At 66.2% G+C, this 18,203-nt stretch carries 9 protein-coding genes and 2 tRNA genes; 9 read left to right on the top strand and 2 right to left on the bottom strand.

What is annotated here, in order from left to right; genetic code table 11:
• Positions 1-7 precede the first annotated feature (7 nt).
• A complete protein-coding gene (locus HYR72_18155) occupies positions 8-808 on the top strand; it encodes a hypothetical protein (protein MBI1816905.1) in 801 nt (266 codons plus the stop codon).
• Positions 809-880: 72 nt separating this feature from the next.
• Here HYR72_18155 and HYR72_18150 read toward each other — a convergent pair whose 3' ends face one another.
• Positions 881-2,767 carry a hypothetical protein gene (locus tag HYR72_18150; protein MBI1816904.1) on the bottom strand — a complete coding sequence of 629 codons (1,887 nt, stop codon included), beginning with the start codon at positions 2,765-2,767 and terminating at the stop codon, positions 881-883.
• A gap of 209 nt (positions 2,768-2,976) precedes the next feature.
• Here HYR72_18150 and gltX point away from each other — a divergent pair, with 209 nt between their 5' ends.
• From gltX to HYR72_18135, 3 genes are all read left to right on the top strand, one after another.
• Positions 2,977-4,404 (top strand): glutamate--tRNA ligase, encoded by a 1,428-nt coding sequence (gltX, locus tag HYR72_18145; GenBank protein ID MBI1816903.1) that lies wholly within the window; start codon positions 2,977-2,979, stop codon positions 4,402-4,404.
• Positions 4,405-4,453: 49 nt separating this feature from the next.
• Positions 4,454-4,526: transfer RNA gene (locus tag HYR72_18140), tRNA-Gln, on the top strand.
• A gap of 98 nt (positions 4,527-4,624) precedes the next feature.
• Positions 4,625-4,696: transfer RNA gene (locus HYR72_18135), tRNA-Glu, on the top strand.
• Positions 4,697-4,736: 40 nt separating this feature from the next.
• Here HYR72_18135 and HYR72_18130 read toward each other — a convergent pair.
• Positions 4,737-6,230, bottom strand: a complete 1,494-nt coding sequence (locus HYR72_18130; protein MBI1816902.1) for a hypothetical protein — start codon at positions 6,228-6,230, stop codon at positions 4,737-4,739.
• Between the two features lie 235 nt (positions 6,231-6,465).
• On the opposite strand from HYR72_18130, the gene HYR72_18125 reads away from it, so the two are divergent.
• The 5 genes from HYR72_18125 (at position 6,466) to HYR72_18105 (ending at position 18,184) form a co-directional block, all read left to right on the top strand.
• Positions 6,466-8,328: a cytochrome P450 gene (locus tag HYR72_18125; protein MBI1816901.1), complete on the top strand. Its 1,863-nt coding sequence runs from the start codon at positions 6,466-6,468 to the stop codon at positions 8,326-8,328.
• Between the two features lie 67 nt (positions 8,329-8,395).
• Positions 8,396-11,824, top strand: coding sequence for an AAA family ATPase (locus tag HYR72_18120; GenBank protein MBI1816900.1), 3,429 nt, complete (start codon positions 8,396-8,398; stop codon positions 11,822-11,824).
• Positions 11,821-15,228 carry an AAA family ATPase gene (locus HYR72_18115; protein ID MBI1816899.1) on the top strand — a complete coding sequence of 1,136 codons (3,408 nt, stop codon included), beginning with the start codon at positions 11,821-11,823 and terminating at the stop codon, positions 15,226-15,228. Before HYR72_18120 ends, HYR72_18115 begins: the two co-directional genes overlap by 4 nt.
• Positions 15,225-17,354 carry a tetratricopeptide repeat protein gene (locus tag HYR72_18110; protein MBI1816898.1) on the top strand — a complete coding sequence of 710 codons (2,130 nt, stop codon included), beginning with the start codon at positions 15,225-15,227 and terminating at the stop codon, positions 17,352-17,354. The genes HYR72_18115 and HYR72_18110 overlap by 4 nt, the downstream gene beginning before the upstream one ends.
• The gene (locus tag HYR72_18105) at positions 17,351-18,184 is read left to right on the top strand and encodes a zinc ribbon domain-containing protein (protein ID MBI1816897.1); all 834 of its coding nucleotides are present in this window, start codon (positions 17,351-17,353) and stop codon (positions 18,182-18,184) included. Before HYR72_18110 ends, HYR72_18105 begins: the two co-directional genes overlap by 4 nt.
• Positions 18,185-18,203 lie beyond the last annotated feature (19 nt).

Here is an 18,203-nt window from a genome sequence, read left to right as displayed (position 1 = left end):
TGTAAGCATGACACCGGCGGCGCAACTGATTGCGTTGGAGACCGCCATGCGCGATCTGGCGCGGCTGTACGAAGTGGCCGTGCTGTTCGCACCGCTGCGCGAACGCGCCGAGCACGAGTTGCTGCCCCGCATGAGCGAACTCGGCAGCCATCTGCGTCACGATCTGCGCGGCGGCACGCTCGCGTGGCCGGCGATCGAGCGCACGGCGGCGGAGTTGCAGACGCTCACCGCGCGGTGGGGAGGCGCGCTCGAAGACCTGCGCACCAGCGCGCCCGTGGTGTCCGCCATCGACGCCTTTCAGCGCGACGACCGCGCCGCACTCGCGCGGCTCCTCCCGCAGGTCTTTGCGGGTCTCCGCGCGGTCACACTGCTCCCACACGAACTGCACTACGCCGTTTCCGTCGCAGCGCCGCGACGGCATCGGCCCGGCGGACGACCGTTTCTGACCGTAGCGGACGCGGCGGAGAAGATCGCCGCCTGTCGCGACGGCATTCGGCCCGAACCGGCGAGCGACGACTGGTGGGAACTGGCGCTACCGATGCTCAGCCTCGCCGAGGAGCGAGAGACGCTCGACGCGCCGATCACGCTCGCGCTCGATCTGAGGGCGTGCGACATCGCGATCTTTCAAGCCGAGGACGAAACCACATTGCGCGCCTACACAGCATGTCTGGTTGCCCCGTTCACGCTGGTACTGGGCAGCGAAGCCGGCGACGAATGGTGGGAAGCGGCCGGTGAGCCCTACGCTAACTTTCGCGACGCGCTGGCAGCGTGCGCGCGTAGCATCGGCATCACTGTTCGCATCGCGTAGCGAGGGCCACAAACGCCGAGGGCCGACACCATGTGTCGGCCCTCGCAACTCGCAGCGCTTCGGTCGTATCGCTTAGAACTGATATGTGACTTTCACCCCCGTCTCATCGCGGCGAGTGAATCGGCCGCCGGCGAACCACGGGTCGTTGCTCGGCACGGTGCGCCCGAACGCGGTGAAGAATTTCTGTTGTAAGCTGAAGATCAGATCGTTGGTCGCGAACCAATCGAGGTTGTAGAGGAACTCGTCGTTCATATTGACGGGATCGAACGCGTCGGCAATGAACGGCACAATGGTCCCACCGCGGTAGAAGCTGGTGCCCGCGATCGTGATCAAACTCTCCCAGCGGCGGATGTTATCGCCGTTGCCGGCGACCGAAGCATCCTGGAGTCGCTCGGTGAAACCGTTGAATTGACCGCCCTGCCAGACACCGAGGCCTTGCGTGTTCGAGCCAGGCTGACCCGCCTTCGGCGTGAAGTACGGAGAGTCGCCGGCGCTGTTGTTGCCGACCAGCTGATCGACGTTCGCGCCGGTCGTGTAGTTCCAAAACGCTTGGCCGGTGAGGAACCAGGTGGCCTTCGAATTAAGCCAGCGAATCCAGGTCGGGCGGTCGAAGCCGATCATCCCGGCCCACACATCGCGTTGTTCGAACCCGATCGGAGCCAGTGTTCCGCTGGAAACACCATCCTCGTTCGTGACCGTGACGCGCTTGCTTGGGTCCGTGGTCTGGAACGGCTCACCCATCACGTACGCGCTTTCAAAGCGGAAGACGGCTTGCGTAAAGTCACCTTCGAAGTAGTTCCCCGTAAGGCCAAAGATGTGCATGTATGGGTGGATTACTTCAGCATCCACAGCGACCGGGTATACACTCTTGCCCAGAAACTTCGCATCCTCGATCGGCATTCCAAGTGCGCTTTGACCGTGCCCGTTCGTTGTAATCGAGTGAATCTTGACGGCGAACGGCGACGCGGCGCCGACACCGCGGCCGCGGCCGTACAAGTAGTTCAGCGAAAACTCGAGGCCCTGTGGTGTCACCGCGTGCACCCGCGTACCGATCTCACTGGCGTCCGCCGGGTTGCGCTGGAACGCTCCCTTGCGCAGGCTCGTGCCTTCCAAATTGAACGTGGGTGAGACGTACCGGTTGATCCTTGGGTCGTACTGCACCTGTCCGCCGCGCAGCGGATCTGGAAACGGCAGCGCCCAGGGTCGCGGCAAAAAGTCGACCTTCGCGCCAGGCTGGAAATCAAACGGGTTGTAGACGACTTCGACAAACGTGTTGGAGAACGGACCAACATCGCCGACATCCCACAAGGCTTTGGCCAGCCAGGTGGCGATGCGGATGTTGTCCCACGACTCTTGTTGGAAGTGCCACGTGGTATCCAGCGGGTTCCAAATGTCCATCAAGCGGAACTGGTCGCTCTCGCCCCAGATCACTTGCTGCCGGCCGGTACGGAGACTGACCGGCAGATCCTTGAGTTTGGTGTCGATGTAGAACTCCCGCAACTGGTTTTCGAACTTGTCGGCGCTGCGCGTGGAATTGTTGAAGCGCGAACCGGTACCGTCGATCGGACCGCCGACCTTGTCGTCGAATATCGTCTGGCCGATCTGGTTCTCGGTCGGCGCGATGTCGTAGAAGCTATCGTAGACACCGCGATAGAGCATGAAGAGTTTCGAAGACTCGGCGAACGGGACGTTGACCTTGTCGAGGAAGTTGCCGTTCTGCACCCAGTCCCAGTCGATTCGCAATCGGAAGGTATTGCGTTGCTGGATGAAGTGAAACTCGGTCGGCGACGGATCGCGCGCCAAGTTCTGCGCCTCGAAGCTGCCTGAGACCTGCATCGCCCCATACTTGATGGTGGCGTGCCCCGGCCGCGTGGCGCCGCCGACCATCGCGACTGCCAACGCCACCGCAGCCAACAGCCTGACCCAGCGAGAATCCCCACATCGCGCTGATTCACCCATTGCACCCCTCCTTCTCAGTCACCGCGGCCGAGCGAGCACCCCCAACCGCTGCGCCGTGACGCGGTCATACTAGAGACACGAGCGTCTTGGCAAGGCATAAAGTGCTGCTCGCACGCGCGCGTGCATCGCACCGGCCGGCGATCCATTGGCAATCAAATGGATGGATTCAGCGCGTTGACTTGCCGGAAGGCCCTTGTTACTCGCAGCCCATGGCCGTGCGCACGCGTTTCGCACCCAGCCCGACCGGCTATCTTCACATCGGGAGCGCGCGGACGGCACTGTTTTCCTACCTCTACGCCCGGCACCACGGCGGCACGTTCGTCCTCCGGATCGAGGACACCGATCGCGAGCGCTCGACCCCCGAGTCGATCGACGCGATCATCGAGGCGATGCGCTGGCTCGGCCTCGAGTGGGACGAGGGGCCGGTCTTTCAGAGCGATCGCTGGGACATCTATCGCGAACATGTCGAGCGTTTGCTGAGTTCCGGCCATGCTTACCGCTGCTATTGCAGTGCCGAACTCCTCGACGCCAAGCGCAAGGCCGCGATGGCCGAGGGGCGCAAGGCGATGTACGACCGCACTTGCCGCGACGCCACCCCCTCAGGCAGCGGACCGTTCACGATTCGTTTCAAGGCGGCGCTCGACGGCGAGACTGCGGTCGCGGATTTGGTGAAGGGTCCCGTCGTCTTCCAGAACCGCGAACTCGACGATCTCATTCTCGTGCGCTCCGACGGCGCTCCGACGTACAACTGCTGCGTGGTCATCGACGACGCCGCGATGAACATCAGCCACATCATCCGCGGCGAAGATCTGCTGGCGAGCACACCCAAGCAGATCCAGCTCTATCACGCGTTCGGCTTCCCGGTGCCGGCCTTCGCCCACATCCCGCTCATTCTTGGGCTCGACCGCGCGCGCCTCAGCAAGCGCCACGGCGCCACCTCGGTCACCGCCTATCGCGAGGCCGGGTATCTGCCGGACGCCGTGACGAACTACCTGGCCCGGCTCGGATGGTCGTACGGCGACCAGGAAATCTTCAGCCGCGCGCAGCTGATCGAGTACTTCTCGCTGGAGAGCGTTGGAAAATCGGCGGGCGTCTACAATCCCGAGAAACTAGAGTGGGTGAACTTCCAGCACTTGAAGGCGTTGCCAATCGCGCAGCTCGCCGAGGCCGCCAGGCCCTTCATCGCCGCACGCGGGTGGACGAAGTACCTCGACGACGCCACCGCGCTGCAGCGGGCACTCGCCACGCTGCAGGAGCGCGCGAAGACCCTCGTTGAGCTGACCGATTGCGCGCGCTTCTATCTTTCGGACGACTTCGAGTACGCCACCAAAGCGGTCGCGAAACATTTGCGCACGGAGATTGCCAACCCGCTGCAGCAATTGATCGCCGAGTTGCAGGCACTGGCGTCGTGGGATCACCAGGCGCTGCAGACCGCGTTCAACACCGTGATGGAGCGGCACGGGCTCGCGCTCGGCAAGTTGGCGCAGCCGGTGCGCGTCGCATTGACCGGCGGCACGGTCAGTCCCGGCATCTTCGAGGTGATCGAGGTGCTCGGCAAAGCGCGCACGTTGACGCGCCTGCGCCACGCGCTTTCACTGATCGGCGACAGCACTCTCGCGGGCGCATCCGTAGGTTGAGTATGTTGACAAGCGGGAAGTCACCGCTTAGTCTTCGGGACGTTTTTGATGAGGAGTGGGCAAATTGGTAAGCCACCTGACTCTGGATCAGGTTATTGTAGGTTCGAGTCCTACCTCCTCAGTTCACGAGTGCGGAATGCGGAATTCGGAATGCGGAATTGCAGCTCGGCGGATCGCGCATTCCGAATTCCGCATTCCGAGTTCCGCATTCGATAACGACGGTCCCATCGTCTAGCGGTTAGGACACCGGCCTCTCACGTCGGGAACACGGGTTCGATTCCCGTTGGGACCACCTTGATCCGAGCGGTTGGAAGGCCGCGTACTGCTCCGCCTCACGTTCGGAGCTCGAACCGGATGCCGTCGATGACGACGGTGGTCCCGATCAGCTCCTCGTGCGTCGCGCGGCGCGCCAACGCGGCGTCGTCGGACGATGCCATGCAGCGCGTGCCGCTCGGCGTGTCGGCGATGATGGTGCACTTCGTCGGCCCCGCTTGCTCGTAGGTGACGGTGTATGCCGCCACTCGAACCGGGCCGCGGTGCCCGGCAATCAACTCGACGCGCGGCGTTGCCCGCTCGGCTTGATCACCCAGGTCACCGAGCAGTAGGGGCATCGGCTCGGGTCGCGTCGCGTACACGGCGAGGCCGGGCTTGTTCACGATCCCGCTCACCGTGGAGACGAGGCCCTTCACATCTCGTTCCACTCGCAGGCGCTCGATCATCGCAACCGTCGCCTGCAGTACGAAGTTGTTCCACGGCCCCCCGGCGAAGGTCTCGCCGCCCGTGATGGTCGGCACGCCGTCGCTGGGCAGTCGCAGGGCACGTTGTTGAACGCGCACCGCAGCGGGAAAGCAACTGTAGAGTTCCACGAACGCGATGTCCGACAGCGCGTGACCGAGGTGCGCCTCGGCCGCCGCGCCTAGCACCTCCATCGCCGGCCAGCGATGCAAGTCGCGCCGCTTCGGCACCGGCAGCGAGAAACTCGATTCAAGCGCGACGAGCGGGAACACCACCCGATCGCGGTCGACGCCGAACCGCACCGCCGCGTCGAGGCTGCACACCAGCAGCGCCGCCGCTTGGTCAACGTTCATCTGCGCGCAGTGCCACTTGTTGTATGGGAATGCGATTGGACGATTCGACGCACTGGGTTCGCGGATGAACGCCGCGTCGCGCGGCTCGGGGAAGGCGGCGTGGGGGGACTGCGACGCCACCGTGCTGAATCCCGCCCACAGTCGCGCAATCTCGTCGCGGTGCTGATCGAGCGAACGCCCTTCGGCATAGCGCAGCGCGCTGTCGATGAGCGCAAAGGGCTGCATCGCGGAGGACACCCCCGCGTCGATCTCGATGCTGGTGATGATCTCATCGGTTGGGAGCTGCAGATCGTCGGGCGTCGCTTCCTCCTGCACCGTATCCACGACGGTGACGCCGAGCCGGCGGGCCATCGCGGCTCGCCGCGCCGCTTCGCCACCGACGATCAGCGCCACCTCCAGCGTTCCGTCGCGGATCGCCGCATACGCGTCGTTCAACAGTGTCTGCTGCGGGATGCCGGTTGCCACCAGCACCGTCTGCGCGCCGGCGGCGCCGATGCGCTGTGCAATGATGCGGCCGGGGTCGGAGTACTGCCATAAGCCGCCCGGAACGGCGACGCGCTGAACCGCCTTGAGGATACTGGGGGCGCCGCTGTCTTCGGCCGCCGTGAGCGTCGCGGCAATCATCAGCTCGATCGCTTCGAGACTGCGCCCCGGGTCGTCGAGTTGTTGCGTCGCCACGCCAACGCCGACGATCACCGGCGTGCGCGGATCGAGCGTTTCCCAGCGCGTCGACGTCATCGGCTAACTCCGGCGATTGCGAGGCAGGGCATTTCGGACGCTTGTCACGCGCGCACGGGAAACACAACGTCGCGAAGCCCACTCGACGTCATACGATCGCGACTCGAGGAGCGATTGCGATTTGCGGCGACGGCGGTTTGCGCGCCCAAGTGGCGGCTGCTAGCTGTGGCCCTACTCAGCGTCTCAATCACGACTGAACCCGACCGCGCACTCAACCAAATCCCGGAGGACTGTGATGCCGAATCAGCACAATGGGAAGGACACGGATCGGTTCGAAGCCGCTGAGCGTGTCGTCAACGAACTGTTCTTCACGCCCGAAGGACGCGCCGATCCCTACCCGCTCTACCATCAACTGCGCGAAACGGCGCCGGTGCATCGCACCAAGATGGGGATGTGGTTGCTCAGCCGCTACGACGACTGCTGGGCGGCGATGCGTGATCCGCGCCTCGGCAAGGACTACGCGCCGCAGATCGAACAGCGCTTTGGTCCCGATTGGCGCACACATCCGTCGTTGACCGCCGGCGAACACTCCATGCTCAATACCACCGGTCCGGAACACACGCGGCTGCGCAAGCTGGTGTCGAAGTCGTTCACTCCGCGCATGATCGAGAACCTCAAGCCGGTCATCGAACGCACGGTGACGGCGCTGCTCGATCCGATCGCCGAGGCCGGTGGCGGCAACGTGCTGGAAGCCGTCGGCTTTCCACTCCCGGTGACGATCATCGGCGTGATGCTCGGCGTGCCCGAAACGGACCGCCCGCGGTTCCGAGGTCTCGTTCGCGATCTGGTGGCGATCTTCGAAATGCAACCGACGGCCGAGCAGCTCGCAGCGGCCGACGTCGCCCAGGTCGCCATCAAAGAATATTTCCTGGGATTGATCGCGGAGAAACGAAAACAACCGGGCGAGGACCTGCTCAGCGCGTTGGCGGGGGCGGGAAGCGACGGTGATCGGCTCTCTGACGATGAACTCTCCACGATGGCGTCGCTCCTCTTCGGCGCGGGCTTCGAGACGACCACCAACTTGTTCGGCAATGGATTGCTGGCGTTGTTGCGCCATCCCGACCAACTTGCGCTGCTGCGCACCGATGACTCGCTCTTCGCCAATCTGCCCGACGAGTTCTTGCGCTACGACGGCACCGCCCAGTTGGTGAATCGCGTGACCGAGGCGGCCATCGACATCGGCGGCATCACCATCCCGGCGGGCGAGCAGGTCTTCGCGCTGCTGGGCGCGGGCAATCACGACCCCGCCCACTATCCCCACCCTGATCAACTCGACGTCACCCGCACCGAAATCGAACCCGTGTCATTCGGCGGTGGAGTCCATTTCTGTCTCGGAGCGGCGCTGGCGCGCGCGGAGATCGGCATCACCTTCAAGAACATGCTCGCCCGTTTCAACTCCATCGAGCTGAGCGGCGAGCCGCCACATTTCCAAGACCGCCTCACACTGCGTGGACTCACCTCACTGCATGTCGCCTGCCGTTCGGCGGCGGCGCGGCGATCTGTGCCGGTAGCAGCGATTCCGACCGAGACGACCGCGGTGAGAACAGCAACCCCGGCGTCTGCGGAGCGCGGGCTTCGTCCGGGCGGCGCGGAGGCCGATCTGCGTTGGCGCGCCGAATTGCGGCAGCGGATCGAGAGCGAGCCGACGCGTGCCGACTCGGTTCCCGTGCGCACGGGAGACCGCTTGGCCGCCACGGTGACGCTGTTATCGCGCAACAGTCTCTTCCAACGCTGCACGCGCGACGAACTGCAACATCTCGCCGCGACGGCCTACCCAATGAGCTTCGAGCCCGGCGACATGCTGTGCGTCGAGGGCGGCGAATCGCCGGAGTGTTACATCATCGAGGAAGGCCACGCCTCGGTGACCATCGGACGCAAAGGCGTGGCCACGGTCGGCGAGCACGACGTCGTCGGCGAACGCGGCGTGCTGCTCGACACCGTGCGATCCGCGACGGTCACCGCGATGTCGCACATGATCACCTACGCCATCTCGCGCGAGCGGCTGCGCGCGCTCGTCGAGAACGACCCCGCAGTGCGCGAATGGATGCTGGAGGAAATGCGCCGGCGCTATCCGAACCTCGCGGAATCGAGCCATTGAGTCATCGAGTCATTGATTCATTTTCCGCAAAGAGCCCATGACCAAATGATCCGATGAGACCATTCCCATGAAATGCCCCAAGTGCCACACTGAGAATCTCGCCGATAGCGCTTTCTGCGAAGAGTGCAGCGCGCCGCTGGAAGCCGCGTGCCCAACCTGCGGTGCCAGCAACCGGCCCACTGCCAAGTTCTGCCGCAAATGTCGCGCGGCCCTAGCTTCAAGCGACGAGTTGAAAGCCCAAAGCCAGATCGGTTCTTCCCCAACAACAAACAACTTAACAACGAACAACCTTCCTCCGAGCCCCCTTTCCTACACACCCAAGCACCTCGCCGACAAGATCCTGACCTCGCGCAGCGCCCTCGAAGGCGAGCGCAAGCAAGTCACCGTCCTCTTCGCCGATGTGAAAGGTTCGATGGAGCTGGCTGAGCAACTCGATCCCGAAGAGTGGCACAGCATCCTCGATCGCTTCTTCGCCATTCTCACCGATGGCGTGCATCGCTTCGAAGGGACAGTGAATCAATACACCGGCGACGGCATCATGGCGCTCTTCGGCGCGCCGATCGCGCACGAGGATCACGCGCACCGCGCCTGCTACACGGCGCTGCACATCCGCGACGCCGTTCGCGAGTACGCCAAGGAAGTCCGGGCGCGGCACGGAGTGCCGTTCGGCGTGCGCATCGGTCTCAATTCCGGCGATGTCGTGGTCGGCAAGATCGGCGATGATCTGCGCATGGACTACACTGCGCAAGGACACACCGTCGGCTTCGCGCAACGCATGGAAGCGCTCGCCGAGTCCGGACACATCTGTCTCTCCGAGCACACGGCGCGGTTGGTCGAGGGCTACTTCCAGTTGCAGGACCTGGGTCGCACCAAGGTGAAGGGCGTCACCGAACCCGTCGGCCTCTTCGACCTCGAGGGCGTGGGAACGTTTCGCACGCGCCTCGACCGCTCGCGAGCGCGCGGGCTCTCGACCTTCGTCGGACGTGATCGCGATATGGCCGTGCTCGATGCCGCACTTGAACGCGCCCGCAGCGGTAGCGGCCAAGTGGTGGGTGTGGTGGCCGACGCAGGCACCGGCAAGTCGCGCCTGTGCGCCGAGTTCCTCGACGGCTGCCGGGCGCGCGGCATTCCGGTGCTTGAGGGACGCGGTGTCGCGCACGGCAAGTCGATCCCGATGCTGCCGATGCTCGAGGTCTGGCGCGCCTTCTACGCCATCACCGATGAAGACACGCCGGAAACGACGCGGGCGAAGATCGCTGGCCGCCTGCTGCTGATGGACGAGGGCTTCCGCGAGGTCCTGCCCTTCATCTTCGACGTCTTCGGCGTGCCCGATGCTGCGAACCCGTCCCCCGCGATCGACCCCGAGCAGCGGCAGAAGCGCATACACGGTGTGGTGAAGCGGATTCTCCACGACCCGGGGTACGGTGGAACGCGGGTATTCCTGCTCGAAGACCTCCATTGGTTCGACGGCGCGAGCGACGCCTTCCTGGAGACGACCGTCGAGAGCGTCCCCGCCACCCGCGATCTCTGGCTCGTCAACTTCCGTCCCGAATACCAGGCGCGTTGGATGCAGCGCTCGTACTATCAACACCTCCCGCTACAACCGCTGGGACCGGAGGCAATCCGCGCGTTGTTACGCGATCAACTTGGTGAGGATCCGAGTGTCGCGGCGCTGCCCGAGATGATTCACGAGCGAACGAAGGGCAACCCGTTCTTCATCGAGGAGGTGGTGCAGTCGCTGGTGGAGAGCGGCCATCTCGCGGGGAAGCGCGGTGCCTACCGGCTGACGACCCCGGTTGCAGCACTGGAGGTCCCGGCGAGTGTGCAGGCCGTCCTGGCGGCACGCATCGATCGGCTGGCGGAGCGCGAGAAACAAATCCTGCAAACCGCGGCGGTGATAGGTAAGACGTTCAGCGAGGCGTTGTTGCGGCTGGTGGTGACAAAGGTCGCGGCGATCGACGAGACGGCACTCAGCCAAGCGCTGGCGGCGCTGGCGGCGGCGGAGTTCCTCTACGAAGCGGCGCTCTATCCGCAGCTCGAGTACTCCTTCAAACACCCACTGACGCAAGAGGTGGCCGAGCGCTCGCAGTTGCGTGAGCGGCGCGCGCGTGTGCACGCCGCGGTGGCACAGGCGCTAGAAGATGCTGGCGGCAACCTCGAGGAGCGCGCCGCCGAGATCGCGCAGCACTGGGCCGACGCGGAGGACCGCGGCCGTGCGGCGCGCTGGCACCGTCGCGCCGCCGAGTGGGCCGGCCTCTCCGACCCGCGCGAAGGACTGCGCCACTGGCGCCGCGTGCGCGAGCTGGCGCCCGGTGTGGAGGACGTCAGCGAGCGCAGCGAGCTGGCGCTGCACGCATGCAACCAGCTCCTCTCGCTCGGCTGGCGGATGGGAGGCAGTGAAGAAGAGGCGGCGGCGGTGTTCGCAGAAGGCCGCGCCCTCACGGAGGGGCTCGGTGATCGCGCCGCAACGGCTCTGTTGGTTGGCCGCTACGGCCTCGTGCGGTTTAGTGTCGCAGGCTCTGCGCATGACTACGTCCGCTACGGCGAGGAGGCTGCACTCTTGGCGCGGGAATGTGGCGATCCGGGATTGCGCGCGGCGATTGGAACGTTCCCAGCCTTTGGGCACTTCCACGGGGGCGATGGCCGGGCGGGGCTCGAGTGGTCGGCGCGGGTGCTGGAAGAGGTCGGATCGGATAATCGGCTGGGCAAGGACATCGTCGGCTACAGCCCGCGAACGGGGATGCTTCACGCGCGCGCACACGCCCTCACGTATCTGGGGCGCCTCACGGAGGCATGGAGCCAGGTCAGAGAGGCGGAGCGCGTCGCGGAAGAATCAGGTGAGCTCGAGATATTCACCTGGATGCAAGTCACCTGGGCGATGCTCGCGTACACATGCGGAGTCACCGAGTCCACCCTGGAGCACGGTCGTCGGAGCCTGGAGATTGCGGAGAAGCTCGACAACGAGGCGTCCCGGATGTGCGCGTACCTGACCCTTGGGTTTGCGTATCTGCTTGAAGGACAGCCCGCCGCCGCTCGCGACGCCCTCCGCGAGAGCGCCGCGATCGCTCGGGATCGCCGCGTGCTGCGCGCGCTCCTTCCCCTGGGGTTGGCCGTACTCGCGGAGGCACATCTGGCACTCGGCCAACGCGCCGAGGCCGTGGCCGCGGCGCGCGAGGGCATCGATCTCGCGAGCGCCGGCGGCTGCCACTACTACGAGGCGGCGGCCCAGCTGGCGCTGGCCGGGACTCTCCTGGCGACCCATGGGGTCGTGCCGCGCGCAGAGATCGGGGCCGCCATCGACCGCGCCAAGCACCTCGTCGACTCGATCGAGGGTCGCGCTCTGTCACCGCGCATCCTGGAGATGCGCGCGCGTCTGAGCGCCGCGCTCGGTGACACGCCGGCTGCCGATCGGCTGGTGCGGGAGGCGCTGGCTCTCTACCGATCCATCGGCGCCACGGGACATGCGGAGCGGCTGGCGAAGGAGATCGGCGCATGAACTGCGCGAAGTGCGGTTGCGAGAGCCCCGAGCGGGCGAAGTTCTGCCTTGAGTGCGGCGCGGCCATCGCTGCCCGCTGCGCGAGCTGCGGGACCGAGCTGCCGCCCGCCGCGAAGTTCTGCCTCGAATGCAGCGCGGCAACAACAGCCACAAGTCACAGGTCGAAAGCTGAAAGCCAGACCGATCCCCGACCCCTGAACCCCGATCCCCGCGCCTACACCCCCAAACATCTCGCCGACAAAATTCTGCAATCCAAGTCGGCGCTCGAAGGCGAGCGCAAGCAGGTCACCGTGCTGTTCGCCGATGTGAAGGGCTCGATGGAGTTGGCCGAGCAACTTGATCCCGAACAGTGGCACACGATCCTCGATCGCTTCTTTCAGATTCTCACCGAGGGCGTGCATCGTTTCGAAGGCACGGTGAACCAGTACACCGGCGACGGCATCATGGCGCTCTTCGGCGCGCCGATCGCGCACGAGGACCATGCGCAGCGCGCCTGCTACGCGGCGCTGCATCTGCGCGACGCGCTCAAGGGCTACGCCGACGAGCTGCGGCGCACGTCCGGTGTGAGCCTGTCGACGCGCATCGGGATCAATTCGGGCGAGGTGGTGGTCGGCAGGATCGGCGACGACTTGCGCATGGACTACACGGCGCAGGGTCACACCGTGGGCCTGGCGCAACGCATGGAATCGCGCGCCGCCGCCGACAGCACGTACCTGACAGCGCACACCGCGCGCCTCGTCGAGGGGTACTTTCAACTCCGCGATCTCGGCGAGTTCGACTTGAAAGGCGTGAGCGCCCCGCTGCGCGCCTACGAGCTGCAAGGCGTCGGGTCGTTGCGCACGCGCCTCGACATCTCCCGCGCGCGCGGCTTCTCGAAGTTCGTCGGCCGCGAGCGCGAGATGGCGACGCTCAAGGGCGCACTCGACGCGGCGATCGGTGGCCAAGGACAGGTCGTCGGCGTGGTTGCCGACGCCGGCACCGGTAAGAGCCGCCTCTGCCTCGAGTTCGTTGAGCGCTGCCGGGCCCGCGGCGTGCGCGTCAACGAAGGACACTGCCCGGCGCACGGCAAGACCATTCCTCACCTGCCGCTGCTGGAGATGCTGCGCGACATCTTCGGCATCGCCGAGCGCGACACCGATCACGAGGCGCGCCGCAAGATCGCCGGTGAGTTACTGCTGCTCGACGACGCGTTCCAGGAGCTGCTGCCGATCCTGTTCGACTTCATGGGCGTCGCCGATCCCAGCAGGCCGGCGCCCGCCATGAGCCCTGAGGGTCGACAGCAAAAGCTCTTCGCCTTCGTGCGTCATCTGACCGAAGCGCGCAGTGTGCGCGAGCCGACCGTCCTGTTTCTCGACGACCTGCACTGGATCGATCCCGGCAGCGACGCCTTTCTGGCGCACTCGATCGCCGCTGTGCAGAACACCCGTACGCTCTGGCTGGTGAACTTCCGCCCGGAGTACGGAGCCGACTGGATGCGCAAGGCGTACTACCAGCAGATACCGCTGCTGCCGCTCGGGCCGGAGGCGACCCGGGAGTTGCTCGCCGATCTGCTGGGATCCGACCCTTCGGTGGCGGGCCTATCGGCGTACGTGCACCGGCGCACCGGCGGCAACCCGTTCTTCATTGAAGAGGTCGTGCAGTCGCTGCTGGAAAGCGGCCGCCTGACGGGCGCGCACGGCGCCTATCGCCTGGTCGGCTCGGTTGAAGCGGTGGAGATTCCGGCGACGGTGCAGACGGTGCTCGCGGCGCGCATCGACCGTCTCGGCGACGACGAGAAGCGCACGCTGCAGACCGCGTCGGTGATCGGCAAGGAGTTCTCCGGCGCGATTCTGGCCGCGGTGGTCGCGGCGGACGAGGGCGGTCGGCTGTCTTCGCCTAGGCTCGCCGCGGCGCTCAATACGTTGCGGGCCGGCGAGTTCGTCTACGAGACGGCGCTCTATCCTGAGGTCGAGTACGCCTTCAAGCATCCGCTGACGCAGGAAGTCGCGTACCGCTCGCAGCTCGGCGCACGCCGGGCGCAGGTGCACGCCGCGGTGGCGCGTGCCACCGAGCAACGGCACGCCACCAAGCTCGATGAACGCGCGGCGCTGCTCGCCTATCATTGGGAGCAGGCGGGAGACGCGTTGACCGCGTCGCAGTGGTACGCGCGGGCCGCTCGTGTCGCCGGCTTCGACAGTCCGGTGGAAGCGGTGCGCCACTGGGAGAAGGTGTGGGGGATCCTGCAGTCGGCGCCGTCCTTCGACGCGGGCGTAGCTCTGCGCCGCGAGGCGACGTCGCAGTTGCTGCTCTTCGGCTGGCGACTGGGAATGACCAGCGAGCGCGTCGCTGAGATCTTCGCGGAGGGTAAGGCCCTGGCCGTGGCGGCCGGCGACGTGCGCGAACAGGTGCGTCTCCACTATTCGCTCGGGCTCATCCATGCCCTGGACGGAAGCCCGCGGCGCGCCATTCCGATCTTCGAGGAGTCCGTCGTTCTGGCGGATGCGACCGGCGACCCGGAGCTGCGTTGGTCGGCGCGCACGGCATTCGATTTTTCACTCTGGCTGTTCGGCGATCTCGTCGCCGCGCAGAGAATGAACGCCGAGCAGATCGCGCTCGGCGAAGTCGATCCCGCCCTGGGCATCGCGACGATCGGCATCTGCACCGCCGACTCACTCTGGCACTGCGGGGTGATCCTGACCGATCTCGGCCGCTTCCAGGAGGCCGCAGAAGCGCTCCGCCGCGCCGACGAGCGCGCCCGTCGCTTCGGTGGGAATGAGATGGCGAGTTGGATCGACTTCTGGTCGGCGCGCAACCTCTCGCGTGCCGGAGACCCGTCGGGCGCCCAATCGATGGGCCGGCGAGCCATCGAGTCCGCTGAGAAGATCGGCAGCGTCCTCGGCCGAGTCGGCGCCTACGGCCACTACGGCATGGCCTGCGTCCTGGCCAAGGAGTGGCAGAGCGCCCGCGAGAATCTGGAGCTCGCTCTGGACTTGGGTCGCGCCAACCAGGCGGGGCGCTTTCTGGACGCCTACTACTTGGCGGCGCTCGCCGAAGCGCACCTCGGCCTGGGCGACGAGCCCCGCGCGCGCGCGCTGGTCGAGGAAGCGATCGAGACTGCCGTGCGCATGCAGATGCGAGTCGCCGAGGTGCGCGCCCAGCTCGCTCTGGCGCGCGTGCGCCGCGCCATCGATGAAGCCGGCGCCAGCGTCGCCATCGCAGCCGCACTGGATCACGCCCAGGCGCTGGTGCAGTCGACCGGCGCACGCTCCTACGAGCCGCAGATCTACGTCGAGCGCGCCCGGCTCGCGGCGCTGCGAGCCGACGCCTCTGAAGCGCAGCAGTGGCTGCGCGAGGCGCATCGCCTCTTCACCGAGATGGGCGCGACGGGATACGCGGAGCGGTTGGCGCAGGAGCTCGGATCGTGACGGACATCTCCCGTATCCTGACGCTGGTCTTCACCGACTTGGCGGACTCGACCGCCCTGAAGACGCAGCGGGGCGACCAGGCCGTCGGCGAGTTGATCACTCGGCATCGGGCCCACGTGCGACGGCTGGCGGCCGAGTCCGGCGGCCGCATCATCGACTGGGCCGGCGACGGCTGCTTCCTGACCTTCGAGACGCCCAGTGCCGCGGTCTTGTTCGCGCTGCGGCTCCAGCAAGTACACCGCGAAGAGCCCGACCTTCCGGGGGTGCGCACCGGCATCCACATGGGCGAGGTGAGCGAACGGCCCGGACCCGATGGAGATCTGGCGCAGCCGCGCGTCGAAGGTCTCGCCGTCGACCTCGCCGCCCGCATCTCCGGCCTTGCAAGGCCCGGCCAAGTGCTCATGTCATCCGCGGTGGCGGACAGTGCGCGGCAGCGTCTCGAAGCCGATGCCTTCCTTCAGCCGGTCCTCTGGCGCGCCCACGGCAGCTATGCGCTGAAGGGTTTCGACGAGGCCCTGCAGATCCGCGAGGCCGGGCTCGAGGGCATGGCTTCATTCGAGGCGCCGGCGGCGAGCGATAAGGCGAAGCCGACGCGGCCGCCGGAATCGGCGGTGACGCGACGGCGGACGCTACCTATCGCCATCGTGTCGGTGGTCGTGCTGGGAGCTGTGGGTGCCTATCTCACGTGGTCGCGCACCGCGGATCGTTCGTCATCCGTCTCGCCCACCGTACGCACCCCGCTGACTCGCGACCAGGATCGTAAGTCCGTCGCCGTGCTGCCCTTCGTCAACATGAGCTCCGACAAGGAGAACGAGTATTTCAGCGACGGCATCACGGAAGATTTGATCACCGCATTGTCCAAAGTGTCGGGCCTGCACGTCGCGGCCCGCACCTCGTCGTTCGCCTTCAAAGGCAAGAACGAACCCATCGAAAGCATCGGTGCGCAACTGCACGTCGGCACTGTGCTCGAAGGCAGCGTGGCCAAGGCCGGCAACCAGGTGCGCATCACCGCCCAGCTCATCAACGCCGCCGACGGCTATCACCTGTGGTCCGACAGCTACGACCGCGAGCTGCGGGACATCTTTGCCATCCGCAGCCAGGTGGCGGAAACGGTGGCGAAGGCGCTGCAGGTCACCCTCGCTGCCGGCGAGCGCCAGACGCTCGAGCAGAAGCCGACGGAGGACCTGGAGGCGTATCAGCTCTACCTGAAGGCGCGGCATGCCACCGAGACGCTCAACGACTGGGACACGGCGATGCGCTACCTGCAGCAAGCGATCGCGCGCGACCCGAACTATGCTTTGGCGTACGTCGGCCTCGCCGGGTACTACGTCTGGATCGTCGACTGGGCGCTGCCGTCGAACCGGGCTCTGCCGCGCGCCCGCGAGGCGGCAGAGAAGGCGCTGCAGCTCGACCCGTCGCTGGCGGAAGCGCACGTATGGCTTGCCCTCGTACGCTTCTGGTACGACCAGGACATCGAAGGCTCACGCCACGAGTTCCAGACCGCGTTGACGCTGCAGCCGCAGTTGGCCTCGGCGCACCAATGGTACTCCTCCCTCCTGGTGGCGGCCGGCCAGTTCGATGAGGGATTCGCTGAGGGGCGGCGCGCGGTCGAGCTCGATCCGTTGTCGCCCAACGCCTGCATCTTTTACGGCTACGACCTCTACTTTGCCGGCCGCAACGATGCCGCGATCGAGCAGTTCCGAACCGCGGTCGCCATCGATCCCGACAACTGGTGGGCACACGAGTGGCTCGGGCACAGCCACGGGCGCGCCGGCAGATTTCCGGAGGCGATTGCCGAGCTGCTCAAGGCCAAGCAGTTGTCGTCCTCTCCGGAAATCGAGTCGGTCCTCGGGCGCGTCTATGCCGATGCGGGCAACCGAGCGGAAGCGACGAAGGTTCTGAACCATCTGCGCCAACGGGTGCATGATGAGTTCGTCTCTCCCGCCTTCGTAGCCAGCATCCTCGTCGGGCTCGGCCAACTCGATGAGGCGCTCGTGGCCTTGGCGCAGGCGCAGGAGCAGCGCTCGTATTACGTGATGCAGTTGAAGGTCGATCCCGACTTCGACCCGCTGCGCTCCGACCCGCGTTTTACGGAGCTGCTGAAGAAGGTGGGGCTAGAACCGTGAACCGTCGCACGAATGCCGGGCGCGCACCGCTAATCTGCACGACGTGCGGCAGCGAGAGTCCCGCGGCCGCACGCTTCTGCATGCAGTGCGCGGCGCCGCTGCCGCCGCGGTGTGCCGAATGTGACGCGGAGGTACCAACCGCCGCGCGTTTCTGCCCGCAGTGCGCCCACCCGGTGGCCGCGCCAGCGCCCCCCGTGACAGCCACGACCCGAGTCGCTGCTGACAGCCTATCCCCTCGCGCCTACACTCCCAAACATCTCGCCGACAAAATCCTGCAATCGAAGTCCGCGCTCGAAGGCGAGCGCAAGCAGGTCACCGTCCTCTTCGCCGATGTGAAAGGTTCGATGGGTGCACACCTCGCGGCCGGGCGAGCTGCCGATGCCATCGAACCGGCGCGCGCCGCGCTCGGCATGTTCGGACACGTCGAAAAGGAAACGGCAGGCATGGCAGCAGCGCTTCTGGCCGAAGCCCTGCTGCAAACGGGCGACCTATCGGCCGCGCAGTCCGCGGCAGCAGAGGCGATCACGCCTTGCCGCCGCTCGCTGCGCGGCATGTACGAAGCCGCGGCCCATGGCGTCATCGCCCGCGCGCTCCTCCGTCGCGACGGCGCCGGTGCCCGCGCCGCCGCCGAAGCCGCCCTCGCCAGCGCCGCCGAACTGATCGAACGCACCGGAGCGAAGACGCTCGCGCCCGCGCTCTGTGAATGGCGCGCCGAGCTGGCCGCCGTCCTCGGCGACGACGTGACGCGCGCGCAGTTGCTGCAACAGGCGCAGCGAGGCTATGAAGAGATCGGCGCGCCGCTACACGCCGCACGGCTGGCGGCGGATTGACTCGCTGCGACCTCGCACG

The organism is Deltaproteobacteria bacterium (assembly GCA_016178705.1).
Lineage (GTDB): Bacteria > Desulfobacterota > Binatia > HRBIN30 > JACQVA1 > JACOST01.
Note: the sequence above shows the minus strand (reverse complement) of the source record. Positions and strands in the feature narration are given on the sequence as shown.

Excerpts from the sequence above, each read along its gene's own strand:
- HYR72_18155 (MBI1816905.1), top strand. The coding sequence starts at position 8 with ATGACACCGGCGGCGCAACTGATTGCGTTGGAGACCGCCATGCGCGAT.
- HYR72_18150 (MBI1816904.1), bottom strand. The coding sequence starts at position 2,767 with ATGGGTGAATCAGCGCGATGTGGGGATTCTCGCTGGGTCAGGCTGTTG.
- gltX (MBI1816903.1), top strand. The coding sequence starts at position 2,977 with ATGGCCGTGCGCACGCGTTTCGCACCCAGCCCGACCGGCTATCTTCAC.
- HYR72_18130 (MBI1816902.1), bottom strand. The coding sequence starts at position 6,230 with ATGACGTCGACGCGCTGGGAAACGCTCGATCCGCGCACGCCGGTGATC.
- HYR72_18125 (MBI1816901.1), top strand. The coding sequence starts at position 6,466 with ATGCCGAATCAGCACAATGGGAAGGACACGGATCGGTTCGAAGCCGCT.
- HYR72_18120 (MBI1816900.1), top strand. The coding sequence starts at position 8,396 with ATGAAATGCCCCAAGTGCCACACTGAGAATCTCGCCGATAGCGCTTTC.
- HYR72_18115 (MBI1816899.1), top strand. The coding sequence starts at position 11,821 with ATGAACTGCGCGAAGTGCGGTTGCGAGAGCCCCGAGCGGGCGAAGTTC.